Origin of the sequence: Methylorubrum rhodinum, assembly GCF_014199935.1 — a bacterium.
Classification (GTDB): domain Bacteria; phylum Pseudomonadota; class Alphaproteobacteria; order Rhizobiales; family Beijerinckiaceae; genus Methylobacterium; species Methylobacterium rhodinum.
Window position 1 is genome coordinate 32,398 of the sequence record NZ_JACHOP010000006.1, and the last position, 18,401, is coordinate 50,798.

Consider the following 18,401-nt stretch of genomic DNA (forward strand, 5'->3'; position numbering starts at 1 on the left):
ATGGCTTCAATGCCGATGGCGATGATGGCTTCCGAGTGTATGAGTGGCGAGCGGAACGGATTTCAGCCGAACGCCGGGCGTTAACGAACAAAACCAAGTCCGTGGGTGGGGGATTGCGATGGCGACGCTGCCGAAAGATACAACTTATATTTATCTGAACGCCGCCAATGAAGTCCGGATGAAGATCGAGTGGCTGTCGGCCGCGTCGAACATCGTCTACTTCCGCCCCGACGGCCGGCCGGCCCCGGCCGGGAGCTACCCGCCGGCCGACGACGCCGTCGGCTTCAAGCTCTACGCCGACGGCAGCCTCGCCCGCTACACGAGCCTCACCAAGGACGGCGGCCTGACGTCGATGTCCTTCGATCCGCCGACGGCGCAGACCAAGCAGACCTTCGGGCCCGACAGCTCCTACTCGCACGGCCGCCTGACCTCCGCCCAGACGCTCGAGGTCCGATCCGACGGCACGAAATACGAGGTCGTCAAGACGTTCGAGAACGGCAACCTGAAGACCTACACGCTCAAGGAGATCCCGACTCCGTCGAGCACGGGCACGCCGCTCAAGCTCGAAGGCACCCTCTCCAACGGGGTCTCGACCCTGACGCTGACGAGCCCGGTGCTCGACAGCCCGCTGAAGGTCAGCGCCTCGGGCTTCCTCAACGGCATCATCAGCAACCTCAACTTCGCGCAGCTCGTCGGAACGGACGGCGCCAGCATCATCTCCCGCGACGGCGCCGGCCTCATCGGCCAGGACGGCGGCTCCCTCATCGGTCAGGACGGCGGCTCGCTCATCAACTTCTCTCCCGCCGCGCTCATCGGCAACGACGGCTCGACCCTGATCGGCAACGACGGCAGCACGCTGCTCAATCTCGGCGGGGGATCGGCCTCGATCCTGTCGGCGAACTTCGCGATCAACAACGGCGCCTTCATCGCCAGCCCCAGCGCGCCCTTCGCGGCCGGTGCGGCGCTCGGCGCGACGTTTGCCGGCAACGCCATGTCGATGATGCGGGGCTACAGCGTCCTCTCGACCAAGAGCTTCCAGATTCCCGTCGGCGGCAAGGGCGACGACACGCTGACGGGCGGCGACGGCGACGACGTGCTGCGCGGCGATCTCGGCGCCGACGCCCTCGACGGCGGCGCGGGCAACGACACGCTCTACGGCGCCGACAGCGATTTCATCCGCAACGGCAGCTTCGAGACGGTCTTCAACCCGACCTTCGACGCCAACGGCTACGGCTACAACACGCTCGACGGCTGGACCGTGACCCTGCCGGCCGGCGGGAACCTCGAACTGTACAGGCAGGGGGTCGCCGGAACGCCGGCCGACGGCAAGTACGGCGTCGATCTCGAAGGCAACCTGATCAACTCCAACGTCGCCATCTCGCAGGTGGTCGGCGGCCTTCTCGACGGCCAGACCTACCGCCTCGCCTTCAACGCCGGCAAGGTGTCGGCCCAGGCCCAGGCCCGCCTCGAAGTCACCTTCGGCGGGCAGAAGCTCAACTGGACCATCGACGGCACGACGAAGTCCTACATCGATCCGACGACCGGCACGACGACCTACTTCATCGATCTCACCGGAGGCACCGGCACCGGCGCCGACAAGAACCGCCTCACCTTCCGGGAGATCGGCACCGGCGACACCGAGGGCACCCTCCTCGACAAGGTCCGGATGTACCGGACCGAAGCCGGCGCGCCCCAGGCCGGCGACAAGGACCCCTACGCCGACGGCAACGACGCCTTCGTCCCCGGCACCGGCTCGGACACCGTGTACGGCCATGCCGGCGACGACGTCGCGGTCTTCTCCGACATCGGCCCCGGCACCGACCAGTTCGACGGCGGCTCGGGCACCGACCTCCTGGTGATGGACTGGTCGAATTCCACGACGCAGATCAAGTATCTCGATCTCGTCCACAACACCGTCCGGAACCTCTCGCCGACCATCGGCCAGGCGCGCAGCTACGAGCGCGACGGCGCAGGCTTCAACGAACCCAAGCAGGAGCTGTTCTTCACCGGCGTCGAGCGCTTCGTCCTGAAGGGCGGCACCGGCGGCGACACGCTGGTCGGCGGCGAATTGAAGGACCTCCTCGTCGGCAACGGCGGCAACGACACCCTGATCGGCGGCGGCGGCGCCGACGAGATCGACGGCGGCGAAGGCTTCGACACCGCCGTGATCACGCTCTCGGGCAACGGCAAGAACACGATCGATCTCAAGAAGGTCCAGAACGGCGGCACCATCACCCTCTCGGACGGCACCAAGCTGACCTCGATCGAGGCGATCTCGCTCGAATCCGGCGACGGCGACGATTTTCTCGACGTGCGCGGCACCGTGCCGAACCCGACAGGCATCTCGCCGAACGAGCCGTCCTACCCGACCGCCCAGACCACCTTCGAGGGCCGGGGCGGCAACGACACGCTCGCGGTCGACCTCGCCACCTCCGGCGACCCGCAGCCCTTCGGCGTCGGCGGCGCGAACTTCGACGGCGGCGCCGGCACCGGCGATCTCCTGATCATGGACTGGTCCGCGGCCCGGCGCGACATCGTCCGCGACGGCAACAGCTACAAGTCGCTGTGGTACATCTCGAAGACCGAGAACCACAGCGAAATCCCGATGTACTACACGACGCGCTTCGAGAACGTGGAGCGCTTCGACCTGACCGGCGGCACGGGCAACGACACCCTGTTCGGCGCGGCCGGCAACGACCGCATCAAGGTGATCGGCGGCAACGACACCGCGACGCTCGGGGCGGGCATCGACACGCTGGTCCTGGACTATTCGGGCACGCCCAACAGCGGCGTCGGCGTGCGCATGGATGGTGCCGTGACCGGCAAGATCACGGAAGGCTATGGCGGGCGCTTCTACCAGGGGAACTCGAACACCGACGTCCGCTTCAGCGGCGCAGAGCATTTCGAGCTGACGCTCACCGGCCTCCGCGACATCGTGGTCACCGGCGACGGCGACGACAGCGTCGCCGCGCTCGACGGCGCCGACGACATCTTCACCGGCAAGGGCGTCGACACCATCGACGGCGGCACCGGCATCGACCGCTGGTCGGCCGACAAGTCGGCCATGACCACCGCACTCGACCTCGACCTCTATCGCTTCGGCATCCAGGCGACCTACACGGTCAAGCGGGAGACCGCGACCACGACCGGCACCGCCACCGTGAGCGGCATCGAGGCGCTCGGCAACGGCACGAACGATCCGTTCAAGTCCGGCTCGGGCAACGACGTGATCGTCACCCGCGGCGAGATCCTCGACGACCAGATCGCCACGGGTGCCGGCACCGACCGGGTCAAGGTCGCCGGCGGCAACGATCGGGTCGATCTCGGCGCCAACCTGACGGGAACGGCCGATACGCTGGTGATCGACTACTCGGCCACGCCCTTCAGCGGCGTCGGCGTGCGCATGGACGGAGCGGTTCAGGGCACGCTGGCGACCGGCTATTCCGGGCGCTTCTATCAGGGCAACGCGGACACCGGCGTCGTCTTCGCCGGCGCCGAGCGCTTCGAACTCACCCTGACCGGCCTGAGCGACATCGTGGTCACCGGCGACGGCGACGACATCGTGCGCAGCCGCGGCGGCAGCGACACGCTCACCACCGGCAAGGGCGTGGACATCGTCGAGGGCGGCACTGACGCCGACGGCAGCCGCGGCTTCGACCGCTGGGCGGCCGACAAGTCGGCGATGACCGCCGATCAGGCCATGGTGCTCGACCTGACCAAGACCGGCCTCCAGGCGACCTACATCGTCCGCAGCGAGACGACCAAGCTCGCCGGCACCGGCACGGTGACGGGCATCGAGGTCGTGAGCCTGTCGACCGGCGAAGCGGCCGACCGGATCACAACGCTGGGCGAGGGCGCCGACGACGACGACGTCATCGCGACCAACGGCGGTGCCGACCGGGTCAAGGTCGCGGGCGGCACCGACAGCGTCGCCATGGGCGCGGGCATCGACACGCTGGTGGTGGACTATTCCGGCACCGCCAACAGCGGCGTCGGCATCCGCATGGACGGTGCCGTGACCGGCAAGATCGCGGAGGGCTATGCCGGGCGCTTCTACCAGGGCAATTCGAGCACCGACGTCCGGTTCAGCGGCGTCGAGCATTTCGAGCTGACGCTCACCGGCCATCGCGACATCGTGGTCACCGTCGACGGCGACGACAGCGTCATCGCGCTGGCCGGCGACGACGATCTCTTCACCGGCAAGGGCGTCGACACCGTCGACGGCGGCACCGGCCTCGACCGTTGGTCGGCCGACAAGTCGGCGATGACCGCCGCGCTCGACCTCGACCTCAACCGCACCGGCGTGCAGGCGACCTACGCGGTCAGGAGCGAGGTCACGAACGGCGTGGCGACCGCGACCGTGCAGGGCATCGAGGCGCTCGGCAACGGCACCGGCGACCCGTTCAGGTCCGGCTCGGGCAACGACGTGATCGTCACCCGCGGCGAGATCCTCGACGACCAGATCGCCACGGGTGCCGGCACCGACCGGGTCAAGGTCGCCGGCGGCAACGACTGGGTCGATCTCGGCACCAACGTGGCCGGCACGGCCGACACGCTCGTGTTGGACTATTCCGCCACGCCCAACAGCGGCGTCGGTGTCCGCATGGACAACGGATTCCTCGGGACGCTGGCGACCGGCTACGCCAGCCGCTTCTACCAGGGCAATTCGAGCACCGGCGTCACCTTCGCCGGCGCGGAGCGATTCGACCTCACCCTGACCCAGCACGCCGACATCGCCCGCACCGGCGACGGCGACGACGTCGTGCGCGGCCGCATGGGCAGCGACTTGCTCGAAACCGACAAGGGCGTGGATACCATCGACGGCGGCACCAACGAGGACGGCAGCCGCGGCTTCGACCGCTGGGCGGCCGACAAGTCGGCGATGGCCGCCGATCAGGCCATGGTGCTCGACCTGACCCAGACCGGCATCCAGGCGACCTATTCCATCCTCAGCGAGACCACGAAGGCCGTCGGCACCGCCACGGTGTCGGGCATCGAGGCTCTGAACCTCATCACCGGCGCGGGCGCCGACCGGATCACGACCCTGGGCGAGGGCGAGGACGACGACGACGTCATCACGACGGGGGGCGGTGCCGACTGGGTCAAGCTCGCGGGCGGCAGCGACAGCGTCATTCTGGGCGCGGGCATCGACACGCTGGTGGTGGACTATTCCGGCACTGCCGACAGCGGCGTCGGCATCCGCGTGGACGGCGGGATCGCCGGTACGCTCGCGGGGGGCTACAGCGGGCGCTACTATCGCGGCAACGCGAACACCGGCGTCAGCTTCAGCGAGGTCGAGCATATCGAGCTGACGCTGACGGGCCATCGCGACATCGTCGTCACCGCCGACGGCGACGACCGCGTCACGGCGCTGGCCGGCGACGACGACGTCTTCACCGGCAAGGGCGTCGACATCGTCGACGGCGGCACCGGCCTTGACCGCTGGTCGGCGGACAAGTCGGCCATGACCGCCGCGCTCGACCTCGACCTCAACCGCACCGGCGTGCAGGCGACCTACGTCGTCAAGCGGGAGACCACGAACGCTACCGGCACCGCCACCGTGCGCGGCATCGAGGCGCTCGGCAACGGCACCAACGATCCGTTCAAGTCCGGCTCGGGCAACGATGTGATCGTCACCCGCGCCGAGATCCTCGACGACCGGATCGCCACGGGGGCCGGCAACGATCGGGTCACGGTGGCCGGCGGCAGCGACTGGGTCGACCTCGGTGCCGGCACGGCCGACACGCTGGTGCTCGACTACTCGGCCACGCCCGACAGCGGCGTCGGCGTGCGCATGGACGGAGCGGTTCAGGGCACGCTGGCGACCGGCCATTCCGGGCGCTTCTACCAGGGCAACGCGAACACCGGCGTCGTCTTCGCCGGTGCCGAGCGCTTCGAGCTCAAGCTGACCGCCAAGGACGACATCGTGGTCACCGGCGACGGCAGCGATCTCCTCGACGGTTTCACCGGCAACGACACGCTGACCGGCGGCAAGGGCGACGACACCTACATCGTCGATGCCCAGGGCGACCGCGTCGTCGAGAGTGCGGAGGGCGGCACCGACACGGTGCGGACGAGCGTCAGCTACATCCTCGAATCCGGCCAGGAGATCGAGGTCCTGATGACGACGAACGTCTCGGGCAAGGGCGCGATCAACCTGACCGGCAACGAGCGGGTCAACAGCCTGCGCGGCAACGCCGGAAACAACGTCCTCGACGGCGGCATCGGCGCGGATTCGCTGACGGGTCTGGGCGGCGGCGACACCTACTACGTCGATGTCGTCGGCGATAAGGTCTACGAGGCCAGGGGCGGCGGCACCGACATCGTCAGGGTGGCGGCGAGCGCCGCGACCTACGGGCTACTGACAGGCCAGGAGATCGAAGTCCTGGCCGCTTCGTCCGCCACCGCGACGACCGCCCTGAACCTGTCCGGCAACGAGTTCGCCCAGACGATCACGGGCAATGCCGGCGCCAACATCCTCAAGGGATGGGGCGGGGCCGATCTCCTCGACGGCCGCGGAGGCCTCGACACCGCCGACTACCGCGAGAAGACCGCGGCGGTTGCGGTCGCGCTCAACGGCGGCACCCGGGTGACCGTGACGGTGGGAGGCGTCGCCGAGGACCGCATCGTCAACATCGAGAACGTCACGGGCGGCACCGCAGCCGACACGCTCACCGGCGACGGCCTCGCCAACGTCCTCGACGGCTGGACCGGCGCCGATACCCTCAGAGGCGGTCGCGGCAACGACACCTATGTCGTCGACAACGCGGCCGACAAGGTGATCGAGGCGGTCGGCGGCGGCATCGACACGGTCAAGGCGAGCGTGTCCTACACCCTCGCCGCCGGTCAGGAGATCGAGGCCCTGTCCACGACGAGCGACACCGGCAAGGGGACGATCAACCTGACCGGCAACGAGCGGGCCAACAGCCTGCGCGGCAATGCCGGCAACAACATCCTCGACGGCGGCCTCGGTGCCGACCGGCTGACGGGCCTCGGCGGCACCGACACCTACCTCGTCGATACCGCCGCCGATCAGGTCTACGAGGCCAAGGGCGGCGGCACCGACACCGTCAGGGTCGCGGGCAGTGCGGGGAGCTACGCGCTGCTCGCCGGCCAGGAGATCGAAGTCCTGACCGCATCGTCCGCCACCGCGACGACCGCCCTGAACCTGACCGGCAACGAGGGCGCCCAGACGATCACGGGCAATGCCGGCGCCAACATCCTCAAGGGAGGGGGCGGGTCCGACCGTCTCGATGGCGGCGGAGGCCTCGACACCGCCGACTACCGCGAGAAGACCGCCGCCGTGGAGGTCGCCCTCAAGGGAGCCGTCGCCGTGGGCGTGAAGGTCGGCACCGCGATCGAGGACACGATCCTCAACATCGAGAACGTCACGGGCGGCATCGCGGCCGACAAGCTGACGGGTGACGGCCTCGCCAACGTCCTCGACGGCTGGACCGGTGCCGACACCCTCGCGGGCCTTGCCGGCAACGACACCTATGTCGTCGACAATCTGGCGGACAAGGTGATCGAGGCGGTCGGCGGCGGCATCGACACGGTGCTGGCGCGCGCGAGCTACGCGCTCGCGGCCAATCAGGAGATCGAGGTCCTGGCCACCGCCGCCCCGACCTCGACCGCGGCGCTCAACCTCACCGGCAACGCCTTCGCCCAGGCGATCACCGGCAGTGCGGGCGCCAACATCCTGACCGGCGGCGGCGGTGCCGACCGTCTCACCGGCGGGCTCGGACGCGACAGCTTCGACTTCAACGCGAAGACCGACACCGGCACGACGGCGACGACCCGCGACGTGATCCTCGACTTCAAGCAGGGCGAGGACCGCATCGATCTCTCGACGATCGACGCCAACGGGACGCTCGCGGGCGACGGGTTCGAGTTCCTCGCCAAGGCGGGCTCCGCCTTCACCGGCAAGGCGGGCCAACTCACCTTCACGGTGGAGAACCCGACCGGCACCGTCAACGACCGCACGATCATCCAGGCGGACATGGACGGCAACAGGATCGCCGACTTCCAGATCGAGCTGAAGGGGCTCTACACGCTGACCTCCGCCGACTTCGTGCTCTGACGCGACGGCCTCCGGACCGTCGGGCCCGGGGGCGCTGCCCGGTGGCACGATGGTTCCGGTTCATCCTGGGCGACGGATCGCTCTCATCCGGTTCGGCAAATCGGAGAGGGCCGGCCGGATCGGGATGGACCGAAATCCACCCGTATTGACCGCCCCTGAATCCTGAAGTAGAAAAATACTGCGTGACGCAACCGGATTTGATCGCTCAAGTCGTCCGACTTTGAACGTCAGGTTCGTTGCAGCGCATGATTTGAGGCGGCCGTTTGACGACCGGTGATGAATACGCGCCCGCTGCAGCATAGCAGTCGGGCCCCGATTGCGATCACGGAACCCTAGATCTTCTTGGGGCGATACGATTGGTGTCAGTCGTATCGCCCCTTTTCCTGTTGGCGGGGCATTGCCACCGGCCCCAGGATGGCGGGGCCGTCGGCCCGATGCTAAGCCGAAGCCGAGCTTGTCCGCGATTCGGCGCCGTCCGGCGGCTCATGGCCCATCGCCGCGTCGGCGGAGGTCGGAACGGGGCGCCCTGAGAGACGCCTCGTCCCATGACCGCTTCGCGGGAGATCGAGCTGAAGCTGGATTGCGATGCGGCGGATCTGGCGGCGCTCGCCGATCACCCGCTGCTCCACTCCCCCGACGCGGGCCATGTCACGCTGCACGCCACCTATTACGACACCGATGCGGGCGACCTGCGCGCCGCCGGTCTGGCGCTGCGGGTGCGCCGAGAGGCCGGCCCGGACGGCGAGCGCGTGATCCAGACCGTGAAGGCCGGGGCCGACGGTGCCGGCCTGTTCGACCGGGCCGAGTGGGAGCGGACGATTCCCGGCCCCGCGCCGGACCGCGCCGCGCTCGACGACACCCCGGCGGGCGATGTGCTGAAGGAGGTCGGCGAGCCGGAAATCGCGGCGCGCTTCTCCCTCGTGATCGAGCGCGCGTGGCGGCCGGTCCGCTACGGCGCCTCCGCCATCGCGGTGACGCTCGACCGCGGCCGCATCGAGACGGTGCGGGGCGACCTGCCGGTCTGCGAGGCCGAACTCGAACTCACCGAGGGCGATCCGGCCGACCTGTTCGCCCTGGCCCAGGCCCTGTGCGAGACCGTGCCGCTCCGCCTCGGTGCGCTGGCGAAGGGCGAGCGCGGCGAGGCCGTTCTGGCGGGGCGCCTCGACCGGCCGAGCAAGGCCGACCGGGTCGCGCTCGATCCGGGGACGACGGCCGGCGAGGCCTTCGCGGCGGTGGCGCGGGCCTGCCTGCGCCATCTGCGCCTCAACGAGGCGGTGTTCCTGGAGAACCGCGATCCGGAGGCCTTGCACCAGATCCGCGTCGCGCTGCGGCGCCTGCGTTCGGCCTTCACCCTGTTTCGGCCGGTCCTCGCCGCCGATCCGAGGGCGGCGACCCTGCGCGACGAGATCAAGCGTGTCACCGAGCCGTTCGGGCGGGCGCGCAACCTCGACGTCTTCCTCGACGAGACGCTGGCGCCGGAGATCGAGCGGCGGCCCGAGGAGGCCGGCCTGCACGATCTGCGCGCCCTGCTCGGGGCCGAGCGGGAGCGGGCCTACGCGGCGGTGCTGGCGATCCTCGACGGCGCTGCGTGGCGCGGGCTCGTCATCGATTGCGTCGCCTGGATCGAGGCCGGCCCCTGGCGTGGGCCCGCGGGCACGCCCGAGGGGGATCGCGCGGCGGAGGATTTCGCGGCCGACGTGCTGGAGCGCCTGCGCCGCCGCATCAAGCGGCGCGGACGCCATCTCGACCGGCTGGATGCGGAGGAGCGCCACCGCGTGCGGATCGAGGCGAAGAAGCTGCGCTACGGCGCCGAGTTCTTCGCCGGCCTCTATGCCCACAGGCGCAAGGACCGGAAGCGCCACAAAGCGTTCGTGGCCGCGCTCGCGAAATTGCAGGACCATCTCGGCGCGCTCAACGACATCGCCACAGCGCATGAGATCGGCGCCGGCCTCGCCCCGCCGGAGCGCGGCGCCGCCGACGGCTTTCCCGATCCGGCCGCGGCCCTGTTCTCCGCCGGGCTCGTCGCGGCGGATGTCGAGGCCCGGACCCGGTCCCTGCTGGCGGCGGCGGCGCAGGCGCACGAGGACCTGCTGGAGGTGTGCCCGTTCTGGCGCTGATCAGGAGGGCGCCAGCCGGGCCGCCACCTCGTTCCGGCGCAGGAACGGGACCGAGAAGGGCGGGTCGTAGCCCATGAAGAAGGGCGGCGCCTCCGTCCGTTTGCCCGCGGCGTCGAGCACCTGGGTCAGGATCGCGGCCTGCCGCGAGCGCGCCTCCGCCGTGGCGCTGCCGGAGAAGCGCAGCACCGCCAGCCGCTCTGCCGGAATGCGGACGATGCGCACGCCGGCCTCCGTCGGCTCGGGCGGCCCCGCCTCGGCGACCGTCTTCGGCAGATAGAAGCGCATCGTCCCGCCCGCGCCCTGCTCCACCGGCACCGTCATCGCGATCAGCCGCCCTCCGCTCTCGACCGGCGTCGTCATGGCGATGCGGTCGCCGCCCGTGTTGGCGCCGGTGATGTAGCGAAAAAGCCGACCGAACGCTTCGCCGTCCTGCTGGCCCTTCGCATCGGTCTCGACCGCGACGCGCGGCTCGTAGGCGCGCAGCTCGACGCCGCGGTCGAGCCGCTCGACGACGGCGTAGCGCGGCTCCTCGTAGGTCGCGCGGATGCCCACGACCGAGAGGGCCGATTCGAGGAGGGTGACGAGGTAGTAGAAGAACTTGTCCAAGGGGCCCGTATCCGCGGTTCGCGATGCCGACAGAGAAGACCGCAGGCCCGGCGACGTTCCGGCGGTCGGTCAAGGCACCGCATGGCGCATCCCCGCCGCATCGGCTCTTGTCGGGTTCAGGCCCACAGGAGACGGATATGGCCCACGTCCTCGTCATCGGCGCCAGCAAGGGCATCGGCCTGGAGACCGTGAAGGCGGCGCTCGCCGCCGGGCACCGCGTCCGGGCCTTCGCCCGCTCGGCGGCCGACATCGCCGTCTCCGATCCCGGACTGGAGCGGTTCTCCGGCGACGCCCTGAAGGCCGGGGACGTCGCCGCTTCCCTCGACGGGATCGACGTCGTCGTGCAGGCGCTCGGCGTGCCGGCCTCGAAGCTGCTCGGGCCGGTGAGCCTGTTCTCGGAGGCGACCAACCTGCTTGTGCCGGCGATGGAGCGGGCCGGAATCCGGCGCATCGTCGCGGTGACCGGCTTCGGCACCGGCGACAGCCGCGAGGCGATCGGCCTGCTGCAGCGGGTGCCGTTCCGCCTCGTCTTCGGCCGCGCCTACGACGACAAGGACGCGCAGGAGATGCGCATCCGCCGGAGCACCCTCGACTGGACCTTCGTCCGCCCCGGCGTGCTGACGCCCGGAACCGCGACCGGCCGCTACAAGGTGCTGAGCGAGCCGAAATCCTGGCGCAACGGCCTGATCGCGCGAGCCGACGTGGCGCATTTCATTGTCGGCGAGATCGACCGTCCGGCACACGTGAAGCGGGCGGTGGTGCTCGTCGGCTGACCGTTCGGGGCCGGCGGCGAGGGGGCAGAGGGGAAGGAGCGCCGTTCCGGCGCGATGGAGCGGCGTGCCGCCCCTTCCGTGCGACCCGTGTGCCGGCCGCGGCTGGTGGACCGGCGCCTACTTGTCGAGGGCGTTCTCGACCGCGTCCTTTGCCTTGCCCTTCTCCTGCTGGGCCTCGCCCCGCAGCTTCTGGGCTCGGCCCTCGGCCTTGAGATCCTCGTCGTCCGTGAGGTTGCCGACGCCGCGCTTGGCGCTGCCGACCGCCTCGTTGCCGAGGCCCTTCAGCCGATCGACCGCGCCCGCCGTGGTCGGCGTGTCGTCGGCCAGAGCCGAGACGGATGCCGCCAGCGCGAGGCCGAGGAAGGCGCCGCGAACGGCCGTGATGCGGATGCTGCTCATACGCTGTCTCCCGAAGTACGAGGGGAGGGCGGTCTTACCGGCCGAGGTGGCGTGCGCAATGGTACGCCTATACCGGATCGAGCCATCGTGACCGGCCGGGCCGCCGCTCACTTCTTCGGCTCGGAGCCGAGATAGACGTATTCGGGGGCGGCGCGGAGCTGATCCTTGTCGGTCTCGATGAGCGCGTCGAGGCCCCCGCCGTCCTTGCGCGACAGCTTCAGGGTCTCGGGGGCGACGGCGACGTATTTCGCGTTCAGGCCGAGGAATCCGCCGACGCTGACGACGTAGGACTTCACCGCCAGCTTGCCGTCGAACACGATGTCGGCGACCGAGCCGATGCTCTCGTTGGCGCCGTTGCGGATGGTCGTCCCGATCAGCTTCGAGGCGACCACGTCCTCGGGGGCCTGCGCGACGAACTTCGCCCGGAGGTCGTCGTTCAGCGTCGCCGGCTGAGCCGCGACGGGGCCCGGCTCCTGCTTGGGCGCCTGGGCCGGTTCCTGCGCCATCACCGGCGCGGCGGCGAGTAGCGGAAGGACGTAGAGCAGCGGGCGCAGTGTCATCGGGTCGTGGTCCTCGTCTGGATCAAGGGGCGGATGGGAAGCGGAACTGGGGAAGGATCGGCTGCGGGGAGCCGCGCGCGTCACCCGATCTGCGCGGGTTCGACAACCGGAGGATGACGGAATCGGCATCGCGCCCCGTCCAGCCCGCCGTTCCCGTGCAGCCCGCTTCTCCCGTTGCTGCGCCGCGGCATGAACGGATCACGCGCAGATCGGTTCCGTGCGGGTCCGGCCGCAGTTGCACGCTGCGGTCGCCGGGCGCGTTGTACCGGCGCCCCATCCGGTCGTCGGAGGGCGCCTTCGGAATCGTGAGAGACGCGACGGCGAGGTCCATCGGGCGCGGGGCGTTCTCGCCGGGAAAGGCGCGCTCGCGGGTCGCGAAGCCCATGCCCTCGGCTGCGCTGGCCGAAGCCTCTGCCCGGCAATCCGAAGACAGGGCGGCTGGCGCGGTTGCGGCCTCGGAACGCCCAAGCGGCCTCCGACCCAAGGCCGGCCAACCTTCTGCCTGCACTCGGCCCAACGGACCCGAAAGCATTCCGGATGTCGAACCCGCCCCAGCGAGCCGGTCCCCTGTGGCCCGCGATCGAATCGGCTCAAGGGCCAAGACGCCGTCCATTGGTAGAGCCCGGTGGCTCGGCCTCTACGGTCGCACGCTGTCCTCAGACTGTCCTGGTTCGCTCGCGGCGCGTTCAGCAGGGCACGAATACCGATCGGCGATGACCATGACGCATCGCCGATTGTCCGCGCGACGGCGCATCGGCGGTCGTCCGCCGGACGCATGGAACAGGACCGTCGGTCCTGATCCATGCCGCTTGGTATAAGTCATTGCAAATACTGGCGACCCCGGTAGGGCTCGAACCTACGACCTGCCGCTTAGAAGGCGGCTGCTCTATCCAGCTGAGCTACGGAGTCGGGGTGCCGGGCCTCAGAAGCCACGGCAACCGCCGCCGGTCAAGCGACGGCCCCCAAACCCGTCGATCCCCTCAATCCAAGTGGTTGCCGTAACGCTCGACATGGGCGGCCAGCCCCAGGCCGTGCTCGCGCACGAGGCGCTCGGCGAGGTCGGCGTTGCGGGCCTCCAGCGCCTCGATGATGCGCACGTGCTCGAGGATCGAGTCCGAGGCGCGGTCGCCCTGACGGAGCGCCGTGTTGCGGATGCCGCGGACATGGACCAGCAGGTTGCCGCACAGGTCCTGGATCACCGCGCAGCCGCCGAGCCGGATGATCTTCTGGTGGAAGCGGATGTTGGCTTCCGAATACTCGTCGAGATGATCGGCGGGCCGGCCCTCGAAGAATTCGGGGAAGGAGCGGCGCAGGCAGGCCAGATCCTCCTCGGGCGCATTGGCGCAGGCGAGCCGGGCCGCCATGCTCTCCAGGGCCGCCCAGGCCTGGATCATGCCGACGATCTCGCGCTTCGTCTTCTTGACGACGAACACGCCGCGGCGCGGCTCGTTGCGCACGAAGCCTTCCTGCTCCAGCACGGTGAGCGCCTCGCGGATCGGCGTGCGCGAGACGCCGAGCGTCTGCGACAGGCCGCGCTCGTCGAGGCGGACGTCGCCGGTCGCGCCGTAGATGTCCATGTTGGTGATGGCGGATTTCAGCGCCTCGTAGGCCAGCGTCCGCAGGCTGGTGGCCGGCACGATCGGCTTGATCGAGAGATTTTCCATCGCGTCCGATTCGACCTTCGCGTCCGAGGGATGCTTGTCCGGGCGGAGGGGACCGCGTGGGCCAAGCTTGTCGCCTCCCGATGTGGAACACAAGGAGACGATTGTCACGAGTCGGGGAGGGTTCAGGCTTGTGTGCAGCTTTGCATGCGGCGCAGCCCACACCCCGATTTGTTGACGACTGGCATTTGGTATGCCAGAAACCAGAGACGAAGTCGACAGCGTCGTGGTCGCCAAGCGCAGGACGCCATCCTGTCCGACCGGTGAGGCTGCGATGCCGGCTTCGTGCAGCGGCCCGCAGGGCGACGCCATCGCCCGCGCGCCGACACCGAAAAGAAGCTTCCTGGGAGGGGACCTCGCGATGGGCAAGGCTCTCGACGGCGTGCGCATCCTCGATTTCACGCATGTCCAGTCCGGTCCGACCTGCACGCAGCTGCTGGCGTGGTTCGGCGCCGACGTGATCAAGGTCGAGCGGCCCGGCGCGGGCGACGCGACGCGCCAGCAGCTTCAGGATATCCCCGGCATCGACAGCCTCTATTTCACGATGCTGAACCACAACAAGCGCTCGATCACCCTCGACGCCAAGACGGCCAAGGGCAACGAGATCCTGTGGCGGCTGATCCGCGAATGCGACGTGCTGGTGGAGAACTTCGCCCCCGGCGCGCTGGAGCGGATGGGCTTGACCTGGGACAAGCTGCAGGCGGCCAATCCGGGGCTGATCCTCGCCTCGGTGAAGGGGTTCGGGCCCGGCCGCTACCAGGATTGCAAGGTCTACGAGAACGTCGCGCAATGCGCAGGCGGCGCGGCCTCCACCACCGGTTGGCGCGACGGGCTGCCGATGGTCTCGGGCGCGCAGATCGGCGATTCCGGCACCGGGCTGCATCTGGCGCTCGGCATCGTCACGGCGCTCTTCCAGCGCACCCAGACCGGCAAGGGCCAGCGGGTCGATTGCGCGATGCAGGACGGGGTGCTCAACCTCTGCCGGGTCAAGCTGCGCGACCAGCAGCGCCTCGGCGAGGGCCCGCTGATGGAATACAGCCAGTACGGCGAGGGCGTGCCCTTCGGCGACGCGGTGCCGCGGGCCGGCAACGATTCCGGCGGCGGCCAGCCGGGGCGCATCCTCAAGTGCAAGGGCTGGGAGAAGGACCCCAACGCCTACATCTACTTCATCACCCAAGGGGCCGTCTGGGGGCCGATCTGCGACATCATCGGCGAGCCGGACTGGAAGACCGATCCGGCCTACGCGACCCCCAAGGCGCGCCTGCCGCATCTCAACGAGATCTTCACCCGCATCGAAGCCTGGACGATGAAGCACGAGAAGTTCGAGGCGATGGAGATCTTGAACGCCTACGACATCCCGTGCGGGCCGATCCTGTCGATGCGCGAGATCGCCGAGGACGAGGCCCTGCGGGCCAACGGCACGGTGGTCGAGGTCGAGCATCCGACCCGCGGGCGCCACCTCACCGTCGGCAACCCCATCAAGCTCTCGGCGAGCCCGACCGAGGTGACCCGCGCGCCGCTGCTCGGCGAGCACACCGACGAGATCCTGCGCGAGGTGCTCGGCTGCTCGGACGCCGAGATCGGCGAGATTTTCGGGTCCGGTGCCGTCGGCGCCGTCCACCGCATCGCAGCCGAGTAGGCCCGCCCCCGCGCCGCCGGGTCGTATTCGCCGCTCCACGCCCCATATGAAGGGAGACCCTCCGCGCGATCCGGTGCCTTGGGTGAGACACTCGGCAGGACGAGCGGAGGCGCCTGATGGCCCAGATCAACAACAACGGTACGGCCCGATCGGTAACGACCAAGGACTTCAACGAGCGCGTCAAGCGCGCGCTCGTCGACAAGCGCGATCCGCAGCCGAGGGCGAAGCCGGCCCCGCGCCGCTTCCAAACCGCCACGCGGGCCTCGGCGAACTGAACCCTCTTCCGGATCGAGGAAGCGGCTCCCGTTCGCGGAGCGTCGCCGTTCGAAAAGCCGAGGTCGTGATTGGGCTCGGACGCCCGCGACCCCGACGAACGCATCCGTCGGCTCGCGGCCTCTGTCCGGGTGAAGCCTTCGGCCAAGTCGGAGTCTGACGGCGATGGCCGGCCCCCCGGCAGGGCCGCATCGGCCCTGTTCGGATCGTCTGGAGCCGGTGTCGATTGCGATCGCGTAACGGACCATGGGGCCGAACGCGGCCATGGCCGCACAGTCGCCGCGCGGCCTGCGAATTGCCCTGACGGCGGGCCGGCAACCTGGAACGACACTCGGGAATTTCTCCGACCGCGAAGCCCGAATGCGGCGCGATTCCGCAGCGCCTACCTTTGAGCCGAAAGCGATGTTCGGCGGGCTCGCGGAGCCCGATCGACACCCTCCCACACGAACGGTCGTGCAGGCGCGCCGGACCGGCGGACCTTGACATCCGCGCTCGTTGGTATACCAGATACCAGAAGACAAGACGCTCGGATCGCGACGGAACGGACCGGCGCGCCAGCGCGGCAACGGGAGGACGAGCGATGTCCGACGACGCCCTGGCCTATCTGGTGGAAGCCTTCGGTCACGTCTCCGAGGCCGAGATTCTCAGCTTCCTCGACGGCACCGCGCTGATCGCGCCGCCGGCCTCCGATATCGACGAGGCCGTGCCTGCGGCGACCGTGCCGGCGATCTCGCCGGAGCCGGCTCGAGCCGCTTGAACGGAGCGGCTGGCGGCGCTGCGGATCACCGGTCCTGCGCGAACCAGATCCCGGCATTCATGACGCCGTCGGGATCGAAGGCGTTCTTCACGCCGGCCAGGAGCGCGAGGCGCGTTTCGTCGCTGTAGCGGGCGAGCAGATCCCGCTTGAACCGACCGATCCCGTATTCGGCGCTGAAGCTGCCGCCGAGTTCCGCCGCGAGGGCGTAGAGATCGTGCGCGATCCCGGCCTCGATGGCGCGGGTGAAGGCGAGGCGATCCTCGCCGGGCGGCACCACCAGGTTGTAGTGGATGTTGCCGTCGCCGACATGGCCGTAGAACGAGAGCCGCACGCCCGGCAGGCGCTCGGCCAGGAGGGCGCCGCCCCGTTCGAGGAAATCGGCGATCCGCGAGACCGGCACGGCGATGTCGTGCTTGACCGAGCCGCCCGCATGCTTCTCGGCCTCGGGGATCGTCTCGCGGATGGTCCACATCGCCCGCCGCTGCGCCTCCGACTGGGCCAGCACGGCATCTTCGAGGAAGCCACGTTCCAGCAGCTCTTCGAGGGTTCCGAGCAGCACCTCTTCGAGCGGAATGCGCGCCGAGGAGGATTGCAGTTCGAGGAGGACGGCCCCGCCGGGACCGGCCTGCAGGCCGGGATCGGCTCCCCGCATCTCGCCGACGAGGGCGAGGGAGGCGGCGGAGATCAGCTCGAAGGTCGAGGCGAGGTCGGCCGTCTCCCGCCGGACGGTGGCGGCGATCTCCGGGACGGGGGCATCCGCCGCGAGCTGGAGCCACGCCGTCGCCCGATGGGCCTGCGCCGGCCACAGCTTCAGCACCACGCCGGTGACGATGCCGAGCGCGCCCTCGGCGCCGATGAAGGCCTGCTTGAGATCGATCCCGATGTTGTTCTTGCGCAGGTGGCGCATGTCGGAGAACAGGCTGCCGTCGGCCAGGACCGCCTCGATCCCGAGCACGAGATCCCGGGTCATGCCGTAGCGCAGCACCTGAAGGCCGCCGGCATTGGTGCCGATATTCCCGCCGAGCCGGCAGCTCCCTTCCGAGCCGAGGCTCAGGGGAAGGAACAGGCCGTGCCCGGCCGCCGCGGCCTGCGCCTCGGCCAGGATCGTGCCGGCGTCGCAGGCCAGGGTGAACCCGAGCGGGTCGACCGACCGGATCCGCGCCATCCGCTCCAGGCTGACGACGCATTGCCGCCGTCCCGGCTCGGGGGTGGCGCCGCCGACATAGCCCGTGTTGCCGCCCTGGGGCACCAGACCGAAGCCCCCGGACCGGGCAAGCCGCACGAGGCCCTGGACCTCCTCGACCGTGCGCGGGCGCAGCACCGCAGGCGTCGCGCCCTCCATCAATTCGCGATGGTCGCGGCAATAGGGCCGGATCATGCCGGGCTCGGTCAGGACGCCGGTCGCACCGAGGAGGGCGCGGAACGGCTCGAGGTCATCGCTCTGGGACATGGTCGGCTCGGGCGGTCGGAGGGGGCGGTCGGCGGCAGGACCGCGTCCGATCCGTGCGGCCGTCCCCGCCTGCGAGGGCGTAATCC

The 18,401-nt window shown here is 69.7% G+C and carries 12 protein-coding genes and 1 tRNA gene; 6 read left to right on the forward strand and 7 right to left on the reverse strand.

Translation table 11 applies throughout. The features are described from left to right. Positions 1 to 178 precede the first annotated feature (178 nt). Positions 179 to 8,080 carry a hypothetical protein gene (locus HNR00_RS09280; protein WP_210306386.1) on the forward strand — a complete coding sequence of 2,634 codons (7,902 nt, stop codon included), beginning with the start codon at positions 179 to 181 and terminating at the stop codon, positions 8,078 to 8,080. A 545-nt stretch (positions 8,081 to 8,625) separates the two neighbouring features. Further along, the gene (locus HNR00_RS09285; RefSeq protein ID WP_183568346.1) at positions 8,626 to 10,197 is read left to right on the forward strand and encodes a CYTH and CHAD domain-containing protein; all 1,572 of its coding nucleotides are present in this window, start codon (positions 8,626 to 8,628) and stop codon (positions 10,195 to 10,197) included. Here the strand turns inward: HNR00_RS09285 and HNR00_RS09290 are convergent, their stop codons facing one another. Beyond that, positions 10,198 to 10,803, reverse strand: coding sequence for an SOUL family heme-binding protein (locus HNR00_RS09290; RefSeq protein ID WP_183568349.1), 606 nt, complete (start codon positions 10,801 to 10,803; stop codon positions 10,198 to 10,200). It abuts the gene before it with no gap. 137 nt (positions 10,804 to 10,940) lie between these two features. Here HNR00_RS09290 and HNR00_RS09295 point away from each other — a divergent pair, with 137 nt between their 5' ends. Next, positions 10,941 to 11,576, forward strand: a complete 636-nt coding sequence (locus tag HNR00_RS09295) for an NAD(P)-dependent oxidoreductase (protein ID WP_183568352.1) — start codon at positions 10,941 to 10,943, stop codon at positions 11,574 to 11,576. A 117-nt stretch (positions 11,577 to 11,693) separates the two neighbouring features. Here the strand turns inward: HNR00_RS09295 and HNR00_RS09300 are convergent, their stop codons facing one another. The 5 genes from HNR00_RS09300 to HNR00_RS09320 all read right to left on the reverse strand — a co-directional run bounded on the left by HNR00_RS09300 (position 11,694) and on the right by HNR00_RS09320 (position 14,199). Further along, a complete protein-coding gene (locus HNR00_RS09300; protein WP_183568355.1) occupies positions 11,694 to 11,975 on the reverse strand; it encodes a CsbD family protein in 282 nt (93 codons plus the stop codon). Between the two features lie 107 nt (positions 11,976 to 12,082). After that, positions 12,083 to 12,535: a PRC-barrel domain-containing protein gene (locus HNR00_RS09305; RefSeq protein WP_183568357.1), complete on the reverse strand. Its 453-nt coding sequence runs from the start codon at positions 12,533 to 12,535 to the stop codon at positions 12,083 to 12,085. A gap of 22 nt (positions 12,536 to 12,557) precedes the next feature. Then, positions 12,558 to 12,920 carry a hypothetical protein gene (locus tag HNR00_RS09310; protein WP_183568360.1) on the reverse strand — a complete coding sequence of 121 codons (363 nt, stop codon included), beginning with the start codon at positions 12,918 to 12,920 and terminating at the stop codon, positions 12,558 to 12,560. 447 nt (positions 12,921 to 13,367) lie between these two features. Further along, positions 13,368 to 13,444, reverse strand: a tRNA-Arg gene (locus tag HNR00_RS09315). Between the two features lie 71 nt (positions 13,445 to 13,515). After that, positions 13,516 to 14,199 (reverse strand): GntR family transcriptional regulator, encoded by a 684-nt coding sequence (locus HNR00_RS09320; RefSeq protein ID WP_183568363.1) that lies wholly within the window; start codon positions 14,197 to 14,199, stop codon positions 13,516 to 13,518. A gap of 358 nt (positions 14,200 to 14,557) precedes the next feature. Between HNR00_RS09320 and frc the strand changes: the two genes are divergently transcribed. From frc to HNR00_RS09335, 3 genes are all read left to right on the forward strand, one after another. Next, on the forward strand, positions 14,558 to 15,835 hold the full coding sequence (gene frc, locus HNR00_RS09325; RefSeq protein ID WP_183568902.1) for a formyl-CoA transferase: 1,278 nt from the start codon (positions 14,558 to 14,560) through the stop codon (positions 15,833 to 15,835). A 116-nt stretch (positions 15,836 to 15,951) separates the two neighbouring features. Then, positions 15,952 to 16,110: a hypothetical protein gene (locus HNR00_RS09330; RefSeq protein ID WP_183568366.1), complete on the forward strand. Its 159-nt coding sequence runs from the start codon at positions 15,952 to 15,954 to the stop codon at positions 16,108 to 16,110. Positions 16,111 to 16,688: 578 nt separating this feature from the next. Continuing rightward, positions 16,689 to 16,865, forward strand: a complete 177-nt coding sequence (locus tag HNR00_RS09335; protein ID WP_183568369.1) for a hypothetical protein — start codon at positions 16,689 to 16,691, stop codon at positions 16,863 to 16,865. Between the two features lie 25 nt (positions 16,866 to 16,890). Here HNR00_RS09335 and HNR00_RS09340 read toward each other — a convergent pair whose 3' ends face one another. After that, complete coding sequence (locus HNR00_RS09340; RefSeq protein ID WP_183568372.1) at positions 16,891 to 18,315, reverse strand: FAD-binding oxidoreductase; 1,425 nt, start codon at positions 18,313 to 18,315, stop codon at positions 16,891 to 16,893. Positions 18,316 to 18,401 lie beyond the last annotated feature (86 nt).